We start from the raw sequence: 18,360 nt of genomic DNA, 5'->3' as shown, positions 1-18,360 counted from the left end.
CGGATGTCAGATTTCGTGGCGAAGATAAGCCAGGATCACTCCCCTCACGGTGCGCACACGCCGCCACAGGCGGATGAATGAACTGGACCGGGAACATACTTGACCTTGCGGGGGGACTGTTCCGCGATGGCCTGATTCGAGAGGGGCAGTGCCCGGTGAGCGGCGGCGGCAAGATACAGGGAAAGATCGAAGTGCGGCTCAAGTGGGATCCCAGCCCCTGGAACCGGCCGCCTCACCATCTGGACATCATGGCGGCGACCTACTCGCAGGACGCCCCGTACGGACGGCCGGTGTACGTCGTGCACACCGAGAGCCGCTCGCCGGACGGCACCATCAACATGAGCCGGCACAGCGAGACCGGCCAGGGTTACGGCTTCGTCGAGGTGATGGTCCTGGAGCTCGATCGCCTGGCACCCTCCTTCGCGCGGGTGGTCGTGGGCGTGGCGATCCATCAGAGCAGCGGCCCCAAGCCCTTCGGCGACGTCTCGAACACGGGCGTGCTGGTCGTCGACGGATACACGGAGCTGCTCAAGGACGACTTCGGGCGGGTCGCGGACGCCACCGCGGCGACGGTCGCCGAGTTCACCCGGGACTCCTCCGGAGCCTGGGAGTTCCAGGAGACGGTCAGAGGTTTCGACAGCGACCCGACGGGCTTTGCGGCGGAGATGGGCGGCAGCCCGCAGCCCTGACCGGCGTCGCGTGCGTGCCGACGCGCTCAACCGACCGCGACGTGATCGTCCGGGCACGGCTCCCCGGCCCTCGCCCCCGGCGACTGCGCTCGGCGTACCGGGGGGAGGGGCCGGGCGGACGGCCGCCTGCGGCCGTGTACGTGGAAGAGGGCCAGGACGATCGCGGTGCCGACGGCTATCAGGTGCTCGCGGCCGGCCAGATTGGGTACGGCAATCGACTCCCACACCATGGACCCGCCGGTGAGGGCGAACACGACGGGTGCGCGCCGGACGACGGCGAGATAGGTGAACAGGCCCACGACGGCGGCGGACGGTCCGGTGTCCAGCACCTGCCCGATCCCGGGCGGCAGGCCCAGCCCGCCCCAGCCCGGACCGAGCGCGATCATCACGCGCACCATGAGGGTGCCGGCGAGTGTGGTCGCGTACGAGATGACGAGCGTTCTGGCCCGGCCGAGGATGAGCTCGGCCAGCGCGAACGCGAGGAACAACTGCGTGATCCCCGCCCACACGGGCAGATCCAGTGCCGGGACGTACAGCGACACCGGCGTGCGCAGCAGGGCCAGCCACAACGGCAGGTCGGCCTTGACGCCGCCGAGCAGCCGCACCACCACGGCGCCGGCCGGCCGCTGCGCCAGCGCATGGAAGAAGATGACACCGAAGGCGGCCAGGAACGCCAGGAACAGTGCGGGCAGCCCACGACGTCCGAGTTGCCGCACCGGATCGACGACGATGCCCTGCCACTCGCCCCGCAGCGTGCGCCCGACGAACGCCGCCACCCGCCACCATGCACCGCGCTGCTGCCCGTGCCCCTGGCCGGCCCGATCGCCCCACAGTCCGCGGGCACGCAGCCGGTCCGCGGCCCCACCTGCGGACCGCTCCCCCTTGCGAAGCAAACTCCCCCGCCTCCCGTCCATCGCCCCACCGGATGGATCGGAATGGGGCGAGGGCGCCCCGACCGAGGCTATGCCCGGCGGCGGGGCTTCCTGCGCTTGGCGCCCTTGGAGACGTCGGAACCGGCCCGCGGGTTGCGCCCCGTCGACTTCCCTGCCGTCTTCCCGGTCGCCTTCCCCGCCGCGGGCTTGCGCCGGGCGCCGGCCGTGTCGCCGGTCCCGCCCTTCGGCTCCGGCGTCGGCGCCTTGCGGCCCCGGGAGCTGTTGACCGTGCGGCCGCGGACGATTCCGATGAAGTCCTCGACCAGGTCCGTGGTCGCATCCTCGGGCCACGCCAGGGCGACGCTCGACTCGGGGCCGTCCACCAGCGGCCGGTACGTGAGGTCCTTGCGGTGGTACAGACGGGCCAGCGACTGGGGGACGACCAGGAGGCCGACACCCGCCGCGACGAGTTCCACGGCGTCCTCGGTGGTGGCGGGGCGCTCGAAGGCGGGCTCGCCCGGCGGCCGGTCCCAGTCGAAGACGTCGTCGAGGGGGTGGAAGAGGACCTCCTCCGAGAGGTCCTCGACGGTCACCTCGTCCGCCGCCGTGATCACGTGGTCCTTGGGGACGACGACGACCGTCGTCTCGGCGTAGAGAGGGATCGCGCTGAAGAACGTACGGTCGACCGGCAGCCGTACGAGTCCCGCGTCGGCGTCACCGGCGCGCAACACGTCGGATGCTTCGGCGGCCGGTACGGCGAGGAGGTTCAGCGGGATGTCGGGCAGGCGCTCGTTCCAGATCCGCACCCACTTGGCGGGCGTCACCCCCGGGACGTACGCAAGCCGGAACGTTGGGGATGCTTCCGAGCCTGTCACCGGGCCAGGTTACCGGCCGTGGTCGGAGGTCTCGAACACGGTCGATACCCTGGACGGCATGAAGTCGCACCAGAGCACCCAGACGATGAAGCCCGCGACCGCGGCGAAGAAGCTGGGTGTGTACCTCGAGGCCACCCCCGCCGAATTCCGGGAGGGTGTCGTCTCGCGAGCCGAGCTCGACGCCTTCCAGGCCGATCCGCCTCAGTGGCTGCGTGAGCTGCGGGCCAAGGGGCCGCACCCCCGTCCGGTGGTCGCGGAGAAGCTGGGCGTCTCCATCTCGGGTCTCGCGCGCGGCGGGATCACGGAGCCGCTGACCACCGAGCAGATCGAGGCCCTGAAGCAGGAGCAGCCCGAGTGGCTGCAGAAGGAGCGGGCCACACAGGCCGAGGTCCGCAAGGAGGCGGCGCGGATCAAGAAGCGGGACGCTGAGCGCTGAGCGCTCCGCGGGCTGCGCCGCTGTGCGGCTCCGCAGCGGGGCCGGGATATGTCGCCTTTCGTCTGCGGCGCCGTCGTGGCCGGCCGCGCCCGCGCGGCGGAGCCGCAGATCGATGCAGCCCCGCGCCCCTTTGGGGCGCTGACGCCGTCCGCCCGCGACAGTCGGTTGCCGTTCGGATCCGTTGCGTGCGCGACGCACGGATCTGACGGTGCATCACGACGAAGGTCACAAAAGCGTATCGGACATTCCGGCCTTCAACCTTCACACGAGCCGCACAAGTTGGCTAGCGTGGCATCAGGCCGCACGAGTTCCTCCGGCGAACCCCGCCGGGACGCGTGGCCTCCGCCGAGTCCGGTGCGCCCCTGTGGCAGCCGGAGCCGGGGACCCAACCGAACGATGGGGTGAATCGGCCCAACTGCCCGACAGGGCAGGGGCCGTAGGGCATGCCTTCCGGAACCGACCGCCCGAACCCGACAGCTAACTCGGTAGGCGGAGTACGGAAGGAGTACGGCTCCCATGGCGCCGGATCGACCATCGCGCACCGGAGGCCTCGGCCTGCCCGGTATGCGCAATTCCGCTCTTGCGACGGCGGCCCTCACCTCGGTGGCGCTGCTGTCGCAGACCGCCGACGCGGTGCCCCTGACGGGGGATGAGGGCCCCAGCCGCGAAGACGTCCGGCAGCGCGTGAGCAGCCTCTACGACCAGGCCGAGAGCGACACCGGCCAGTACAACCTGACCCGCACTCAGGGGTCGGGCCAGCGTGGGCGCGGCACCCCGGCGGGCGGGGGCAGGCGCTCTGATCCCGACCTCGACAACGTCACCAGGCAGTGGTTCGACGCGGCGCGGGCGTCGCTGGGCCCGACGGTCCCGGCGGTACTGCCGTCCGACCGCACGCCGAGCCGCCCGGCCGAGACCCGGCGCGCGCGTCCGGCGGAGCGTGCGGAGGGTCGTGCGGGCCGTGAGCTGGAGGCGGCCGGGCGGCCCGTGCCCGAGCTGCCCGCGGCAGGCGTCCGCCGTCCCGTCGCCGAGCTGACCGCCGGCCACGCGACCGCGCTGCCCGCCGTGCCGGCACCCCGTCAGGAGGCCGTCGCCGCCCTGCCGGCGGCCCCCGAGTCGAAGCAGACCTCGCTGCGGAAGTCCAAGCAGGAGAGCCAACGCAGGATCGCGGCCGCCAGCGAGCTGCTGTACCGGTACACGGCCCAGCAGACCTCCGTCCCGCGCCCGGCCGTCGAGCCTCGACCGGCCGGGAACACCTGGCAGGCGGCCGCACAGCAGAGCTCACCGCTCGCGGCGATCGAGGCCCAGTCTCCGCAGCCCGCCTGGGCCACCACGGCCCAGCAGGCCGTCGTGCAGCCGCTCCAGGGCGGCTGGCAGGACCCCGTGGCACAGGAGCAGGCCCGTCGTGCGGCCGACGAGGCCTGGCGGCTGCAGCAGCCGTCGGTCCTCGACACCGGCGTACCCGCGGCCGAGCAGTGGCGCCCGCAGGAGCAGACGGTTCTCGACACCGGCTTGTCCATGGCCCAGGAGTGGCGCTCGCAGCCGTCGGTGCTCGACACGGGCATACCTGCGGCCCAGGACTGGCGCTCGCAGGAGCTGACCGTCCTCGACACGGGTGTCCCGACCCCGCAGACGCCCACCGGCACCAAGGCCGACCGGGCCGTCGCCTTCGCGCAGGCGCAGATCGGCAGGCCGTGCCTGTGGGGTGCGGTCGGACCGGAGTCGTACGACAATGCCGGTCTCACCCAGGCCGCCTGGAAGGCCGCGGGGGTCGCCCTGCCGCGGTCCACGGCCGAGCAGGCGAGCATCGGCACGGTGATCCCGCTCGCCGAGAGCCGCCCAGGAGACCTGATCTTCTTCCACGACAACTTCAGCCACGTCGGCCTCTACACCGGCAACGGCATGATGATCCACGCGCCCGGCCCGGGCTCGGTGATCCGCGAGGAGTCGATCCACAACGCCGGGGAGGCGGCGATCCGCATCGCGGTCCGGCCTGCGTGAGGTTCAGGAACGTCGGTCCAGCCGTGACACCAGCAGCTCGGTGAACTGCGAGGCCGCCCACGGGAGTCGGCGGCCGAGCATCGTCTGGATCTGCGCCTCGTGCTGCCGGAAGACCGGGTGCTCGACCCGGACGTAGGCGACCGAACTCGTACTGCGGGGCGAGCGCGTCGCAGACCAGGGCGGGGCGGACCGTGAGTCCCTCCAACTGGGCGCGGTCTTCACGGACGTGCTCGGCCTGCCCGCACTATGGCTGCCGCGCTCCTACCCCGGCTGTCTGCAGCACGCCCCCGACGAGCACCTGCTCGCGCCGATCGCCCGCGAGGGCCTGGTCCTCGCGACGGCGCTGTTCCACGCCCTGGGCAATCCGACCCCACAACTCCCGCTCCCTGTCGCGCCCTTGAAGGGAGCCTGATGACCGTTGAACAGTCCCACCGACAACACCCGCCGGGCCTGGCTGCCATGACCATGTCGCCGCGGCCATCCCCTCCCTCGGCCACTCCTGCGACACGCACTACCCGTGGAACTCGGCCGACGACCACGGCGCCCTCGACCGGCTGCATGCGGCGGATCCAGCCGGACTACGAGCTGAGGCTGCCGCGGTGGTGAACAATGTCGACGTGAGCGATCAGTACATGCAGCGGCTGGCCGGAAAAATCGTGGTCGTCACCGGGGCGGCCCGCGGACAGGGGGCCGCCGAGGCCGAGGCGGCAGCCCGGGCCGGGGCCCGGGTGATCGCCACCGACGTACGGCCGGAGGGCGACTGCCGGCCGCTCGACGTCAGCAGCGAGAGCGACTGGGCGAAGCTGGCCGCGGAGCTGAAGGAGTCGTACGGCGAGATCCACGGGCTGGTCAACAACGCGGGCATCATCCGGCGCGAGCGGCTCGGCGCGGTGCGCCCCGAGGACTTCGCGCAGGTCCAGGCGGTGAACACGACCGGACCGCTGCTCGGCATCCAGCACCTCGCCCCGCTGATGCCGCCCGGCTCGTCGATCGTCAACGTGGGCTCGTCCGCCGCGCTCACCGGCTACTATCCGGTGGCGTACACGGCCAGCAAGTGGGCCCTGCGGGGGGTGTCGAAGATCGCCGCCATGGAGCTGGGGCCGCGGGGCATCCGCGTGAACACCGTCCACCCCGGCTATATCGAGACCGAGATGACGGCCGCCGCCACTCCCGCCTTCCGCGAGTCGACCATCCGCGAGACCCCGCTCGGCCGCAGCGGAAGCGTCGACGACATCGCACCGCTGGTGGTCTTCCTGCTGTCCGACGAGTCGTCGTTCATCACCGGGGCGGAGATTCCGGTGGACGGGGGCCTTACCGCGCACGGTGGCGTCAAGTCGATCTCGGATGCGATGCGTACGGATCCGCCCGCGTCGGTGTGAGCCGTGCGGGCCCGCCGGTCCCCCGCGCCGGCGGCCCCGCACGGCGTGGGGATCCCGGCGTCCTCCCCAGGCGCCGGGGCTCCCCCCGCTGCGGCCGCTGTATGGCCGATGTGCTGGAGTACATCCGAGAACGTCGCTGTTGCTCGCATGCAGTCTGGAGCAGCGGAAGGCGTCGCCGGTATGGGTACAACTGCGTACGCGGCGAGCGAGCGGAGAAGAACGTGGCACACGTGCTGGGCGGGGCCCACGAGCGCATGCTGTCGGTGGCCGTGGCCGCCCTCCACGAACGCGATCCGGAGCGGCTGTGGCCGCTGGTGGCGAGCGCCCTGCCGAGCCTGTGCGGCGGCGAGACCCTGATCTACAAGCTCGACGACTGGAACGAGGCCGAGGGCACGGTCGGCATGCCGCCCGAGGTCACCGTCGAGTTCGACGGGCTCGGGGAGGAGGACCTGGGCCTCCTGCGCGCGGGTTTTCCGTTCGCGCACCACTACGCGGCCGGGCCCGACAGGACTCCCCTCACTGCGCGCCGTACCGCGGGCACCGCCTGGTCCGCGAGCCCGACCGCGCGGCTGATCGGCGACATCATGGACGCGGACGACGTACTGGCGATTCCGCTGCCCGGGACGACGACGCCGATCACCGGATGCATGGTCTACCGCTCCGGTACGGACTTCACCGACGACCACGTCCGCGCGGCCCAGCAGCTGCAGCCGCTGCTGGCGGCGGTGGAGCAGCAGCGGCAGCTCCTGGAACGCTGGAAGCGGACGGCCGCCCCGCACTCCACCGGCGAACCGGCCACGGACTGCCCTCTCACGCCCCGGGAGACGGCCGTCCTGCTCCTGCTCACGGACGCCCTGACCGCGGCGGCGATCGGCCGGCGGCTCGGCATCTCGGACCGTACGGTCCACAAGCACATCGAGAAGATCTACCGCAAACTCGGCACCCGCGACCGCATCAGCACGGTCCTGCGGGCCCAGCAACTGGGGCTGGTCCCCGCGCCGTGACCGGTGGCGGCACGGTCAGAGCTGTCGGGCGCGGTACAGGTCGCGCAGCAGGGCGATCTCGGCCCCGTGGTGCAGGACTTCCTGGTTGACCCACCACACGATGTCGACGAAAGGCTCTTCGAGGTCGCTGCCGTGGGGATAGGTGCAGTGGCCGACCGTGTCGAGTGCCGCTTCGTCGATGCTCAGCAGCGCCTTCCGCCAGGCCGTGACACCGGCGTCAAAGGCGGCGACGGCCGCTGCGGCGTCCCCGCTGACGGGGTAGTCGTCCCGGGTGAGGCGGTGGCCGCCTGCCGTATGATCGGCACGGAGGATCAGCATCTCGCTCAGGTGGCTCAGCCGCCACGCGATGGTGGTGAAGGGCGGCGGCCAGGGGTGCGGGTAGGCCGCGGCGTCACGTCCCCAGTCTCCGTGCGCGGCACCGGCCAGCAGGGTCGCGCGCGGCCCCGGCCCGTTCGCCCGCCGCCGCACCGACCAGCAGTCCGGCACCGGCTCCCAGAGGTACTCCGCATCGGTCATGGGCCCGACCTCGGTGTGCGAACCGTCACCGCTGTCCATCAGCGGCCCGGTCAGGCGGGCGGCCAGACGCCCGCAGGCGAAGTCGAACTGCTCCAGCAACGGGGCCAGGCGAGATGCGGTCACCGACACTCCCATGGCGAACTCGTCAACGCACCGAGGAGGCACGAACTGACCGGCTAGCCTGGCACAACCGGCAAGCAACCCGCCTCTCGATTTCCGATGACAGGGAGTCGGCCATGAAGCCGAACCGCTCCATCCCCTCCTCGACCGTCATCCCCGTCCTGATCTACCCCGACGTGCGCGCGGCCGTCGCCTGGCTCGGTGCGGCCTTCGGGTTCGTGGAACGGGTGCGGATCGGCGAGGACCACCGCGCACAGCTCGGGTTCGGCGAGGGCGCCGTGATCGTCGGGGACACCCGCAAGGACCGCCGGCCCCCGCGCCCCGGCGAGGTCACGCACTCCGTGATGGTGCGCGTGGACAACGCCCGTGCCCACTGCGAGCAGGCCCGGGAGCACGGCGCACGCATCGTCATGGAACCGACCGACTTCGAGTACGGGGAACGCCAGTACACCGCCGAGGACCTTGCGGGTCATCAGTGGACGTTCTCGGAGACACTCGCGGATGTCGCGCCGGAGGAATGGGGCGGGGAGTCGGTCTCGGCCGATTGAGGTGCTCAGCCCGGCCCGGGCCCCGTCCCGCCCTTGAGCCGTTCCAGGTCGGAGGGGCGGACCTGGATGACGACCAGGGCGATCAGAGCGGCGAGGACGGTGAAGATCGCCGCCATGATGAAGGCCGCCGAGATCCCGGACGTGAGCACATGGTCGGACCAGGGGCGCGGGAGCTGCCCGGTGTGCCGGAAGCGCAGGCGTTCGGCCGGGGTGGCCTGGGCCAGGAAACGCGGGATCTGCTTGTGGGCCTCGTTGGTGCTGGCCGTGCCGAACATGGTGACCAGGATGGACAGACCGAGTGAACCGCCCACCTGCTGGGTGGCGTTGAGGAGTCCGGAGGCCGCGCCGGTCTCCTGGACGGGGACGTTGGAGAGCGCCATGAGGGTGAGCGAGACGAACTCCATGCCCATGCCCAGGCTGAAGACGAGGATCGGGCCGAGGATGCTGCCCGCGTAGGTGGAGTGGACGTCGGTCAGGGTCAGCCAGGCCAGGCCCGCCGCCGCGAGAACGGCGCCCACCACCATGAAGGGTTTGGGTCCGAACTTCGGCAGGAACCGCGAGGCCAGCCCGGCGCCGACGGCGATGACCGCGCTGACCGGCAGGAAGGCGAACCCGGTTGCCAGTGGGCTGAAGCCCAGTACGTCCTGCACGAAGAGCGTGAGGAAGAAGAACATGCCGAAGATCGCGGCGGCGAGGCTCAGCATGATGCCGTAGGTGCCCGCACGGTTGCGGTCGGCGAACATGTGCAGCGGCGTGATGGGCTGGCTGGAGCGCCGTTCGATCAGGATGAACGTCGCGAGGACCACGACGGCCGCGGCGAACGAGGCCAGCGTGAGCGGGTCCCGCCAGCCCTCCTGGGCGGCTCTGATGAAGCCGTACACCAGCAGCACCATGCCCACGGTGGAGGTCAGAGCGCCGGCCAGGTCGAAGTGGCCCGGGTGGCGTTCGGACTCCTTGATCACGCGGGGCGTGGCGAGGGCGATGAGCACGCCGATCGGGACGTTGACGAAGAGCACCCAGCGCCAGTTCAGCCACTCGACGATGACTCCGCCCGCGACCAGCCCGATGGCCCCGCCGCCCGCCGAGACCCCGGCGAACACCCCGAAGGCCCGGTTCCGGTCCGGGCCCTCGCGGAAGGTCGTGCTGATCAGGGCGAGCGCGGTCGGGGAGGCGATGGCGCCGCCGACTCCCTGCAGGGCGCGTGCGGCGAGGAGTTCGCCGGAGTTCTGGGCGAGCCCGCCCAGCAGGGAGGCCAGCGCGAACAGCAGCACGCCGAAAATGAACATCCGCCGCCTGCCCAGGATGTCGCCGGTCCGCCCGCCGAGCAGCAGCAGACCGCCGAAGGTGAGGGTGTAGGCGTTGACCACCCAGGACAGGCTGGTGGTGGAGAAGTCCAGGGCGCTCTGGATGTGCGGCAGCGCGATGTTCACGATGGTGATGTCCAGGACCACCATCAGCTGGCACGACGCGATGACCAGCAGCGCCATGCCGTTTCCGCCGCCGCCCGGTTCGCGGGTGGCGGCCTGTGATGCGGAGGTCGGCTGCGGGCTGCTGCTCATAGTGCGTCGCTCTCAGTGAACGGTGCCGTCCACTGTTCGACCGTACGCTCCTGCCGGGGCCGTCACCACTCGATGCGCGAAACCGACGTCATGTGCGGGTCTTGTGGGTCATGGCGAACTCGTCGGCCTCGGGCAGGTCGAATTCCCCGTGATCGCTGCCGAGCCCCTGCGCCACCAGCGCGGCCGCGGCGCTGCCCAGTACGGCCGCCTCGCGGGGCGTGCGGCCCAGGCTCACGCCGCGCAGGAAACCGGCCGAGAACGCGTCGCCGCAGCCGGTCGTGTCGACGACGTCGATCGCGAAGGCGGGGACCGTTTCCGTGCCCTCGGCCGTCACCAGGAGCACGCCGTCGCCGCCACGGGTGACCGCGACGAGACCGGCCCCGGCGGCCAGAAACTTCTTCGCGCCCGTCACGAGGTCCTCCTCCTCGCTGAATCCGAGGACCTGGTCGTCGTTGGGCAGCAGGAAGTCGACATAGGGGAGCACCGGTTCGATCTGGTCGAAGGTGCCGAGCTCGCCGGGGGCGAGGAGGTCCACGGAGGTGACCACGTCGTGTTCCTTGGCGTGCGCCAGGATGCGCGAGGCGACGTCGGCACCGATCAGCTCGGGGCCGCCCAGGTGGAGGTGGGTGGCCTCGGCCACCGCGTCCCAGGGCACGTCGTCGAGGCCGTAGGTGATGTTGGCACCGAGGAGGTGGAGGGAGGGGCGGTCGCCGTTGGGGCGGATGGGCAGGACGCTCGCCGAGGTGGAGGTGTCGATGCGGCGGACGAGCAACCCGGTGTCGATTCCTGCCCTGTTGAGGAGCTGGACGAGCATGTCGCCGGTCGGGTCGGTGCCGATCGCGCCGGCGGTGCGCACCTGGGCGCCCAGCTTGGCGAGAGTGAGGGCGGTGCCGCCGGCCGTCCCTGCGGCGGTCATCCGGATGTCGTCCACGAGGGTCGCGCCCTGGCCCTCGGGTATCTCCTCCACCGGCCGTACCAGTACGTCCAGCACGTGCACGCCCATCGTGACGACCTGCTGTGCCTTCATCGGGTGCCCTCCTGCTCGGGTGGTACGGAGTGGGTGGTGCCGTAGTTGCGGGCGATCGCGGCCTCGATGACCGCGAGTTGCTGCTGCTCGTCCAGGACGCGGGGCGGTCCGAGCGCGGCCGCGTGCTGGTAGACACCGCAGGCCCACTCCAGCAGCAGGGCGTGCTCGACCGCCTTGTCGAGGGTCGGTGCGTGGGTGAGTGCGCCGTGGTTGGCCATCAGTGCGGCGCTGCGGCCCTCCAGCGCGGCGAGGACGGACTCGGCGAGTTCGGGGGTTCCGAAGGTGGCGTACGGCGCGACGCGGACGGTGCCGCCGAGAGCGAGCAACTGGTAGTGGATGCAGGGCAGTTCGTCGAGGACCAGGGAGAGCGCGGTGGCCATCGGGGCGTGCGTGTGGACGACCGCGCCGGTGCCGTGGCGCCGGTAGACACCGAGGTGCAGCTCCAGTTCCGAGGTGGGCTCCAGCGTCCCGCCCACGATCTTCCCGTCCAGGTCGACCACCGTCACCTGGTCCGCGGTGAGTTCGGCGAGCACCGCCCCGGTTGCGGTGATCGCGACCCGCTCCCCCACTCGCACGCTCACGTTCCCGGCCGTACCGATGAGCAGGCCCTCCGCCCCCAGTCGGCGGCAGGCCTCCGCCACGGCGGCCCGCTCCCGCCCGAGCGCCGTGCTTGAGTCGGTCATGTGCGGGACCGTAACCTAAACATGAAACAAAGTCACGTTCAGGTTCGGAGGTTGTTGGTGGGCGAGCCGACCGCGGATGTCAGCGGGGCAGCTCCCCTGCGCCGTACGCCCCAACAGGCGCGCAGCAGAGCGCGCTTGGCGAGGGTTCTGGAGGCCGCCGAGCGCGTCCTGATCGGTGAGGGGGTCGAGGCGCTGACCACGACCCGTGTCGCCGCGGAGGCCAAGGTGTCGGTCGGTTCGCTGTATCAGTACCTGCCCGACCGCGACGCGATCATCGACGCCCTGGCGGCCGGCTACTTCGCGAAACTCGAGGCCGCCATGGACGGCTTCGTCCAGGCCGCGACGGCAGAGCGCTGGGACGACCCGGTGGGCGTGCTCGTCGACGCGTTCGCCGGGATCTACCGCACCGAACACGGCTTCCGGGCCCTGTGGTTCGGCAGCGGACTGACCGAGCGGACCCGTGCCGCGGACCGCGAGCACAAGCGCCGTATGGCCGGCGGAATCCGGCGCGTCCTGCTCGCGCTCGACATGGCCGGCGACGACGAGACTCTCGCCCGCGCCTGCCACGCGGCGGTCCTGGCGGCAGACGCGCTGGCGCAGGAGGCGTTCCGGCGGGACGCCGAGGGGGACGTGGAACTCCTGGACGAGGCCAAGGTCATGCTGCGCGGCTACCTCGCGGACGTCACCGCGCGATATCGACGCCGTTGACCGTGCCCGGGCTCGCGCACGCCGCGGCGGGAGGCGAGGAAGCCGCCGATCGGCAGCGGGCCGCGCGGACGAACAGCGCCGGACAGCTGCGGCCCCCGGCCTGCCGCACTCCCCGCGATGGCCTGAACTCCCTTGGCCGGTCAGCCGTTTCGGTACAGCGTGGTGAGCAGTTCGATCGCGGCGGGGGTGGCGGGGTGCGGGTCGTTGCGCCACCAGGCGAGGCGTACGGCGATGGGTTCGGCGTCGCGGACCGGGCGGTAGACGACGCCGGGGCGCGGGTACTGGTGGGCGGTCGACTCCGCGGTCACGCCGATGGCCCGGCCGCTGGAGATCACGGTCAGCCAGTCGTCGACGTCGTGTGTCTCCTCGGTGGCCGGCCGGGCGTCCGGCGGCCACAGGTCGGCGGTGGTGGTTCCGGTGCGCCGGTCGATCAGCAGGGTGCGTCCGCTGAGGTCGCCGAGCCGGACCGAGCGCCGCCCGGCGAGAGGGTCGTCGGCGGCCATCGCGCACAACCGGCGCTCCAGGCCGACGATGGCGCAGTCGAAGCGCCGGTCCTCCCCCAGCGGTCTGCGCACCACGGCGAGGTCGCAGGCGCCGTCCGCCAGCCCTGCGGTGGCGGAATTGACCCGGACCAGGTGCAGGTCCGTGTCGGGGTGGGCCTGCGCCCAGCGGCGCTGGAAGGCGGACGTGTGCCGGCCCAGCGCCGACCAGGCGTAGCCGATACGCAGGCTGGTGTGGCCCGAGGTGGCCGTCTGGACCAGGTCGTCCACCTCGCCGAGCACCCGCCGGGCCTGGGCCACCACCCGCAGCCCCGTCGCGGTCGGTGCCACCTCGCGCGAGGTGCGGCGCAACAGCCGTACGCCCAGGGCCCGTTCGAGCGAGGCGAGCGTCCGGGACACGGCGGCCTGGGAGACGCCGAGCGCGATGGCCGCGTCGGTGAAGGTGCCTTCGTCGACGATCGCGACGAGACAGCGCAACTGCCGGAGTTCCACATCCATGACTCAAGCGTATAGATCGAGCTCCAGGTGCATTTTGTGCAAGTCATCTTCCTGCGCATGATCGGGCCATGGCACCCGCATCTGCCTCAGCCCCGGTCCCAGCCGCTGCGCAGCCCCCCGTTCCCGAACGCCCCGGCGCCGATCCGGCGTTGCCCTCCTCCGGGCCTGACCGGCATCGTCTCCTCGGCGTGGTCACGATGGTCGGCAGCGGTCTGTCCAACCAGACCGGCGCCGCGGTCGGCTCCCTCGCCTTCCCCGTCCTCGGCCCGGTCGGGGTCGTCGCGGTCCGCCAGTACGTCGCCGCGATCGTCCTGCTGGCCGTGGGCCGGCCACGGCTGCGTGACTTCACCTGGCGTCAGTGGCAGCCGGTGCTGCTGCTGGCCGTGGTCTTCGGCACGATGAACCTGTCGCTGTACAGCGCCGTCGACCGCATCGGTCTCGGGCTCGCGGTGACCCTGGAGTTCCTCGGCCCGCTCGCCATCGCGCTGGCCGCCACCCGCAATCGCGTGGACGCCTGCTGTGCGGTGATCGCCGCGGCCGGTGTGGTCACGCTGCTGCGCCCGCAGCCCTCCGCCGACTACCTCGGCATGGGCCTGGGGCTGCTCGCCGCCGTCTGCTGGGCCTCGTACATCCTGCTCAACCGCACCGTCGGCCGCCGTATCCCGGGTGCCGAGGGGTCCGCGGCGGCCGCCGGCGTCTCCGCCCTGCTGTTCCTGCCGATCGGTGTCGCCGTCGTCCTGCGGCATCCGCCGGCCGCCACGGCGGTGGGTTGCGCCGTGGCGGCCGGGGTGCTCTCCTCGGCGGTGCCGTATCTCGCGGACCTGTTCACTCTGCGCCGGGTGCCGGCTCAGGCGTTCGGTCTGTTCATGAGTGTCAATCCCGTCCTCGCCGCCGTCGTCGGGTGGGTCGGCCTCGGCCAGAACCTGGGCTGGACGGAGTGGGCGAGCATCGGCGCCATCGTCGCCGCCAACAGCCTGAGCATTCTGCTGCGGCGCGGTTGAACCGCTAGAGGAAGCTGACGTTCTGGGCCAGGGCGAGTCGGCCGGAGTAGTTGATGGTGTTGGTGGCCGACCGCATGTAGGCGCGCCAGGCGTCGGAGCCCGACTCGCGGCCGCCGCCCGTCTCCTTCTCCCCGCCGAAGGCGCCCCCGATCTCCGCGCCGGAGGTGCCGATGTTGACGTTGGCGATGCCGCAGTCGGAGCCCTCGGCGGAGAGGAAGAGCTCCGCTTCCTGCTGGTCGCGGGTGAAGATGCTCGAGGACAGGCCCTGCGGGACGTCGTTGTGCAGGGCGATGGCCTCCTCCAGCGTGTCGTAGGTCAGGACGTAGAGGATCGGCGCGAAGGTCTCCTCGCGTACGACGTCGGTCTGTTCGTCGATGCGGACGACGACCGGTTCGACGTAGGCGGCGCGGGGCGCGGCGTCGGCCAGGCGGCGCTCGCCGCCGACCAGGATCTTGCCGCCCTGCGCCTGGGCGCGGGTGACGGCGTCCTGCATGCCGTCGAGGGCCTTGGCGGAGATGAGCGGTCCGACGAGGGTGTTCTCGTCGAAGGGGTCGCCGATGGGGAGCTTGGCGTACGCGGCCGTGAGCCGTGCGACGAGCGTGTCGGCGATGTCGCGGTGCACGATGAGACGGCGCAGGGTCGTGCAGCGCTGGCCCGCGGTGCCGGCCGCGGCGAAGACGATGCCCTGCACGGCGAGGTCGAGATCGGCGGAGGGCGCGACGACGGCGGCGTTGTTGCCGCCGAGCTCCAGCAGGCTGCGGCCGAAGCGGGCCGCGACGCGGGGGCCGACCTCGCGGCCCATGCGGGTGGAGCCGGTGGCGCTGACGAGGGCGACGCGCGGGTCGTCCACGAGTTGCTCGCCGATGGTGCGGTCGCCGAGGAGGAGACGGTGCACGTCGCGCGGGGCGCCGACCTCTTCGGCGGCCTGGGTCAGGAGCCGGTCGCAGGCCAGGGAAATGAGCGGGGTCAGCTCGGACGGCTTCCAGATCACCGTATCGCCGCAGGCCAGCGCCACGGCGGTGTTCCACGACCACACGGCTGCCGGGAAGTTGAACGCGGAGATGACGCCCACGACACCCAGCGGGTGCCAGGTCTCGGCCAGGCGGTGGCCGGGGCGTTCGGAGGCGATGGTGCGGCCGTAGAGCTGGCGGGACAGGCCGACCGCGAAGTCGCAGATGTCGATCATCTCCTGGACCTCGCCGAGCGCCTCGGAGCGGATCTTGCCCGCTTCGATGGTGATGAGGTCGGCCAGGTCGCTCTTGTGGTCGCGCAGCAACTCGCCCAGGCGGCGCACGAGTTCGCCGCGGCGCGGGGCCGGGGTGGTGCGCCAGGTCAGGAAGGCCTCGCGGGTGGCCGTGACGGCTTCCTCGGTGTCGGCGGCGGTCGCGGCCGTGAGTCCGAAGAGGTCCTCGCCGGTGATCGGCGTGCGCGCCCGGAAGTCGGCGCCTTCGGGGACGGTGACGCCGATGCGCTCCAGGCTCGTACGGGCGCGGGCGCACAGCTCTTCGGTGCCGGGCAGGGTGGTGCTGGTCATGGCGCTCCCTTGGGGTTCGGTGAGTGAGGAGGACGGGTCGGCTGAGCGGGGCGTCGAGTTGCAGCTCCCTGGCGACCTGGGCGAGGGACTGGGTGTCGATCGGGGGAGTCACACCACGTGGGCTTCGGGGCGGGTCTCGGCTCCGGAGCGGAAGCGGTCGGCGCTGAGCGGGGAGATGTCGGCGAAGGGTGCGCGGTCCAGGTGGAGGTCGCGCAGGATCTCGCCGACGGCGGGGGCCTGCAGGAAGCCGTGGCCCGAAAACCCGGTGGCGTAGAGGAAGTTGACGAGTTCGCCGGAGCGGCCGATGAGGGCGTTGTGGTCGGGGGTGACCTCGTAGAGACCGGCCCAGCCGCCGACGGTCCTCATGTCGGCCAGTTCGGGGGCCCGTTGCCGTACCGCGTCCCGGAAGAGCTCGAGCCACTCCGGGGTCCAGGTGGTGTCGAAGCCGTCGGGCTGGCGGGGGTCGGCGAGGCCGAACAGCAGGCCGTCGTCGCTGTTGTGGAAGTAGGCCGACGACGTGAAGTCGATGGTGAAGGGGATCCGGGGCGCCGGGGGCACGAGCCGTTCGGTGAAGGCGAGTTGGCGGCGTACCGGCCGGACCGGGAGGTGGATGCCGGCCATGTCGCCGATCTGGGCCGACCAGGCGCCCGCCGTACAGATGACGGCGTTGCAGTCGATGCGGCCGCGGTCGGTGTGGACGGCGGTGACGCGGTCGCCTGCGGTGTCGATGCCGGTCACGGCGGTGTGCGTGGCGAAGGTGACCCCGGCCCGGGCGGCGGCGTCGGCGTATCCGTTCACGACCAGGCCGGGGCGGGCGTGGCCGTCGATGGGCGAGTAGGCGGCGGCCACGAGTCCGTCGGTGCTGACGTAGGGGCACAGGCGGCGGGCCTCGTCCGGAGTGATCATGCGGGTGGGGACGTCGAGCGCGTTCTGGGTCCTGACACTGGCCTCGAAGTCCGCGGCCTGCCGGTCGGTGGTGAGCAGGAAGAGGTAGCCGACGGTGTCGAGGCGGATGTCGGCGCCGGGGCGATGCGGGAAGTCGGCGTATGCGCGAAGACTGCGGCTGCCCAGCTCGATGTTGAGCGGGTCGGAGAACTGGGCGCGGACGCCGCCGATCGGTTTGCCCGAGCTGCCGCAGGCCAGCTCGCCACGCTCGACGACGACGATGTCCCTCACCCCCGCCTCGGCGAGGTGGAACGCGGCACTGGCGCCCATCACGCCGCCGCCGATGATCACGACGTCTGCGGTCGGCGGAACGGAGCGGAAGGTGGATGAGGAGGACAAGGGGCCGTCCCTTCCGAAGGCTGTCAGTGAGTGGCGAGACGCTGATCAGCTGTGTGCCCGTCCGTCATGGTGACGCAACCCGACCTTTGAAGTCCATGAACAGTTACTGCGCCTGATCTATTAGTGTCCCTATATGGACTGGACGAGTTCCCAGCTGCGTTCCCTGGTGGAGCTGACCAGGCGCGGAACCATCACCGCGGTGGCTCGGGCGCTCGGGTACACGCCCGGCGGCGTCTCGCAGCAGATCGCCGCGCTGGAGAAGGCCACGGGCATGGAGCTGCTGCGGCGGGTCGGGCGGCGGGTGGAGCTGACCGACGCCGGGATGACGCTGGCCCGGCACGCCGAGCGGATCCTGTCCACGGAGGCCGAGGCCGTCCAGGCGCTGGAGCGCAGCCGGGGCGAGATCTCCGGGGTGCTGGTGGTGGGGCTGTTCGCCACGGCCGCCGCCGAGATCCTGCCGCCGGCCCTGCAGCGGGTGCGCGAGGCGCATGCCGGGCTCGCCGTGCACAGCCGCGACATGGACGTGGACGAGGTGTACGACGCCGTCGCCTCCGGGGCCGTGGACCTGGCGCTCGGCCTGGACTACCCCGATGTGCCCATCCCGCGCGATCCATCCCTGCGGGTGATGCAGCTGGACCGGGAGCGGTTCTCCCTCGCGGTGCCCACCGGGTGGCTGGACGGCCGCGCGGAGGTGGCCCTGGCCGACACCCGGAACCTGGGCTGGATCCTGCCCTCCCCCGACAGCTACTACGGCCGTGCCGTGCGCACCGCCTGCCGGCGGGCCGGCATCGAACCCGACGTCCAGCACGAGGTGACCGACACCGCGGCCACCCTGGCACTGGTCGAGGCGGGCATCGGGATCAGCACCGTGACGGAGCTGATGCTCAGGCTGCGCGCCTCCCGCTTCGATGTGGTGAGGCTGCGCGAGACGGTCGAACGGCACATCGTCGTGGTGTTCCGCTCCACCGCCGAGCACCGGCCGACGGTGGCCGCGCTGGTCGAGGTACTGCGGGCGGTGACCGGGACCCGGCGCGGCATGCAGACGTAGAACAGGCATCAGCCGGCCTGCACCGGGTGTGCCTGTCCGGCCCACATCGTGGGGAGGAACCGGTCGGAGATGACTGGTGAG

20 protein-coding genes and 1 riboswitch are annotated in these 18,360 nt (G+C 71.7%); of the genes, 10 read left to right on the top strand and 10 right to left on the bottom strand.

The features are described from left to right. Positions 1 to 116: 116 nt before the first annotated feature. The gene (locus ACFY10_RS36125) at positions 117 to 689 is read left to right on the top strand and encodes a TerD family protein (RefSeq protein ID WP_390669540.1); all 573 of its coding nucleotides are present in this window, start codon (positions 117 to 119) and stop codon (positions 687 to 689) included. A 26-nt stretch (positions 690 to 715) separates the two neighbouring features. On the opposite strand, the gene ACFY10_RS36120 is transcribed toward ACFY10_RS36125, so the two are convergent. Continuing rightward, positions 716 to 1,582 carry a hypothetical protein gene (locus tag ACFY10_RS36120; protein ID WP_390669471.1) on the bottom strand — a complete coding sequence of 289 codons (867 nt, stop codon included), beginning with the start codon at positions 1,580 to 1,582 and terminating at the stop codon, positions 716 to 718. 68 nt (positions 1,583 to 1,650) lie between these two features. Continuing rightward, a complete protein-coding gene (locus ACFY10_RS36115) occupies positions 1,651 to 2,436 on the bottom strand; it encodes a LysR family transcriptional regulator substrate-binding protein (RefSeq protein WP_390669470.1) in 786 nt (261 codons plus the stop codon). A 58-nt stretch (positions 2,437 to 2,494) separates the two neighbouring features. Here ACFY10_RS36115 and ACFY10_RS36110 point away from each other — a divergent pair, with 58 nt between their 5' ends. Continuing rightward, positions 2,495 to 2,872 carry a DUF5997 family protein gene (locus ACFY10_RS36110; protein ID WP_390669469.1) on the top strand — a complete coding sequence of 126 codons (378 nt, stop codon included), beginning with the start codon at positions 2,495 to 2,497 and terminating at the stop codon, positions 2,870 to 2,872. 333 nt (positions 2,873 to 3,205) lie between these two features. Beyond that, positions 3,206 to 3,380, top strand: a riboswitch (cyclic di-AMP (ydaO/yuaA leader). 8 nt (positions 3,381 to 3,388) lie between these two features. Next, entirely contained in the window at positions 3,389 to 4,870 is a 1,482-nt protein-coding gene (locus ACFY10_RS36105; protein WP_390669468.1) for an NlpC/P60 family protein, read from the top strand. Between the two features lie 3 nt (positions 4,871 to 4,873). Here the strand turns inward: ACFY10_RS36105 and ACFY10_RS36100 are convergent, their stop codons facing one another. Further along, positions 4,874 to 5,092 carry a hypothetical protein gene (locus ACFY10_RS36100; RefSeq protein WP_390669466.1) on the bottom strand — a complete coding sequence of 73 codons (219 nt, stop codon included), beginning with the start codon at positions 5,090 to 5,092 and terminating at the stop codon, positions 4,874 to 4,876. Positions 5,093 to 5,096: 4 nt separating this feature from the next. Between ACFY10_RS36100 and ACFY10_RS36095 the strand changes: the two genes are divergently transcribed. From ACFY10_RS36095 to ACFY10_RS36085, 3 genes are all read left to right on the top strand, one after another. Further along, positions 5,097 to 5,282, top strand: a complete 186-nt coding sequence (locus ACFY10_RS36095) for a hypothetical protein (RefSeq protein ID WP_390669465.1) — start codon at positions 5,097 to 5,099, stop codon at positions 5,280 to 5,282. Positions 5,283 to 5,502: 220 nt separating this feature from the next. Continuing rightward, positions 5,503 to 6,249 carry an SDR family NAD(P)-dependent oxidoreductase gene (locus tag ACFY10_RS36090; protein ID WP_390669538.1) on the top strand — a complete coding sequence of 249 codons (747 nt, stop codon included), beginning with the start codon at positions 5,503 to 5,505 and terminating at the stop codon, positions 6,247 to 6,249. Between the two features lie 254 nt (positions 6,250 to 6,503). After that, entirely contained in the window at positions 6,504 to 7,253 is a 750-nt protein-coding gene (locus tag ACFY10_RS36085) for a LuxR C-terminal-related transcriptional regulator (protein ID WP_390669537.1), read from the top strand. Positions 7,254 to 7,268: 15 nt separating this feature from the next. Here the strand turns inward: ACFY10_RS36085 and ACFY10_RS36080 are convergent, their stop codons facing one another. After that, entirely contained in the window at positions 7,269 to 7,904 is a 636-nt protein-coding gene (locus tag ACFY10_RS36080) for a DinB family protein (RefSeq protein ID WP_390669463.1), read from the bottom strand. Positions 7,905 to 8,005: 101 nt separating this feature from the next. On the opposite strand from ACFY10_RS36080, the gene ACFY10_RS36075 reads away from it, so the two are divergent. Further along, positions 8,006 to 8,437, top strand: a complete 432-nt coding sequence (locus tag ACFY10_RS36075; RefSeq protein WP_390669462.1) for a VOC family protein — start codon at positions 8,006 to 8,008, stop codon at positions 8,435 to 8,437. Positions 8,438 to 8,442: 5 nt separating this feature from the next. Here ACFY10_RS36075 and ACFY10_RS36070 read toward each other — a convergent pair whose 3' ends face one another. The 3 genes from ACFY10_RS36070 to ACFY10_RS36060 all read right to left on the bottom strand — a co-directional run bounded on the left by ACFY10_RS36070 (position 8,443) and on the right by ACFY10_RS36060 (position 11,706). Further along, on the bottom strand, positions 8,443 to 9,996 hold the full coding sequence (locus ACFY10_RS36070; protein ID WP_390669461.1) for an MFS transporter: 1,554 nt from the start codon (positions 9,994 to 9,996) through the stop codon (positions 8,443 to 8,445). A gap of 88 nt (positions 9,997 to 10,084) precedes the next feature. Beyond that, complete coding sequence (locus tag ACFY10_RS36065; protein WP_390669460.1) at positions 10,085 to 11,023, bottom strand: carbohydrate kinase family protein; 939 nt, start codon at positions 11,021 to 11,023, stop codon at positions 10,085 to 10,087. Then, positions 11,020 to 11,706, bottom strand: coding sequence for a class II aldolase/adducin family protein (locus ACFY10_RS36060; RefSeq protein WP_390669459.1), 687 nt, complete (start codon positions 11,704 to 11,706; stop codon positions 11,020 to 11,022). The genes ACFY10_RS36065 and ACFY10_RS36060 overlap by 4 nt, the downstream gene beginning before the upstream one ends. Positions 11,707 to 11,841: 135 nt before the next feature. On the opposite strand from ACFY10_RS36060, the gene ACFY10_RS36055 reads away from it, so the two are divergent. Further along, positions 11,842 to 12,414, top strand: a complete 573-nt coding sequence (locus ACFY10_RS36055; RefSeq protein WP_390669458.1) for a TetR/AcrR family transcriptional regulator — start codon at positions 11,842 to 11,844, stop codon at positions 12,412 to 12,414. Between the two features lie 140 nt (positions 12,415 to 12,554). Here ACFY10_RS36055 and ACFY10_RS36050 read toward each other — a convergent pair whose 3' ends face one another. Continuing rightward, positions 12,555 to 13,412, bottom strand: coding sequence for a LysR family transcriptional regulator (locus tag ACFY10_RS36050; RefSeq protein ID WP_390669457.1), 858 nt, complete (start codon positions 13,410 to 13,412; stop codon positions 12,555 to 12,557). Between the two features lie 197 nt (positions 13,413 to 13,609). On the opposite strand from ACFY10_RS36050, the gene ACFY10_RS36045 reads away from it, so the two are divergent. After that, complete coding sequence (locus tag ACFY10_RS36045; RefSeq protein ID WP_390669536.1) at positions 13,610 to 14,413, top strand: DMT family transporter; 804 nt, start codon at positions 13,610 to 13,612, stop codon at positions 14,411 to 14,413. Between the two features lie 4 nt (positions 14,414 to 14,417). Here ACFY10_RS36045 and ACFY10_RS36040 read toward each other — a convergent pair whose 3' ends face one another. Next, the gene (locus ACFY10_RS36040) at positions 14,418 to 15,947 is read right to left on the bottom strand and encodes an aldehyde dehydrogenase family protein (protein WP_390669456.1); all 1,530 of its coding nucleotides are present in this window, start codon (positions 15,945 to 15,947) and stop codon (positions 14,418 to 14,420) included. A 108-nt stretch (positions 15,948 to 16,055) separates the two neighbouring features. After that, positions 16,056 to 17,231: an NAD(P)/FAD-dependent oxidoreductase gene (locus ACFY10_RS36035; RefSeq protein WP_390669455.1), complete on the bottom strand. Its 1,176-nt coding sequence runs from the start codon at positions 17,229 to 17,231 to the stop codon at positions 16,056 to 16,058. Between the two features lie 133 nt (positions 17,232 to 17,364). Between ACFY10_RS36035 and ACFY10_RS36030 the strand changes: the two genes are divergently transcribed. After that, positions 17,365 to 18,279, top strand: a complete 915-nt coding sequence (locus ACFY10_RS36030; RefSeq protein WP_390669454.1) for a LysR family transcriptional regulator — start codon at positions 17,365 to 17,367, stop codon at positions 18,277 to 18,279. Positions 18,280 to 18,360 lie beyond the last annotated feature (81 nt).

Source organism: Streptomyces sp. NPDC001401 (assembly GCF_042895385.1).
Lineage (GTDB): Bacteria > Actinomycetota > Actinomycetes > Streptomycetales > Streptomycetaceae > Streptomyces.
This window is presented reverse-complemented; position numbering and strand designations above follow the sequence as displayed.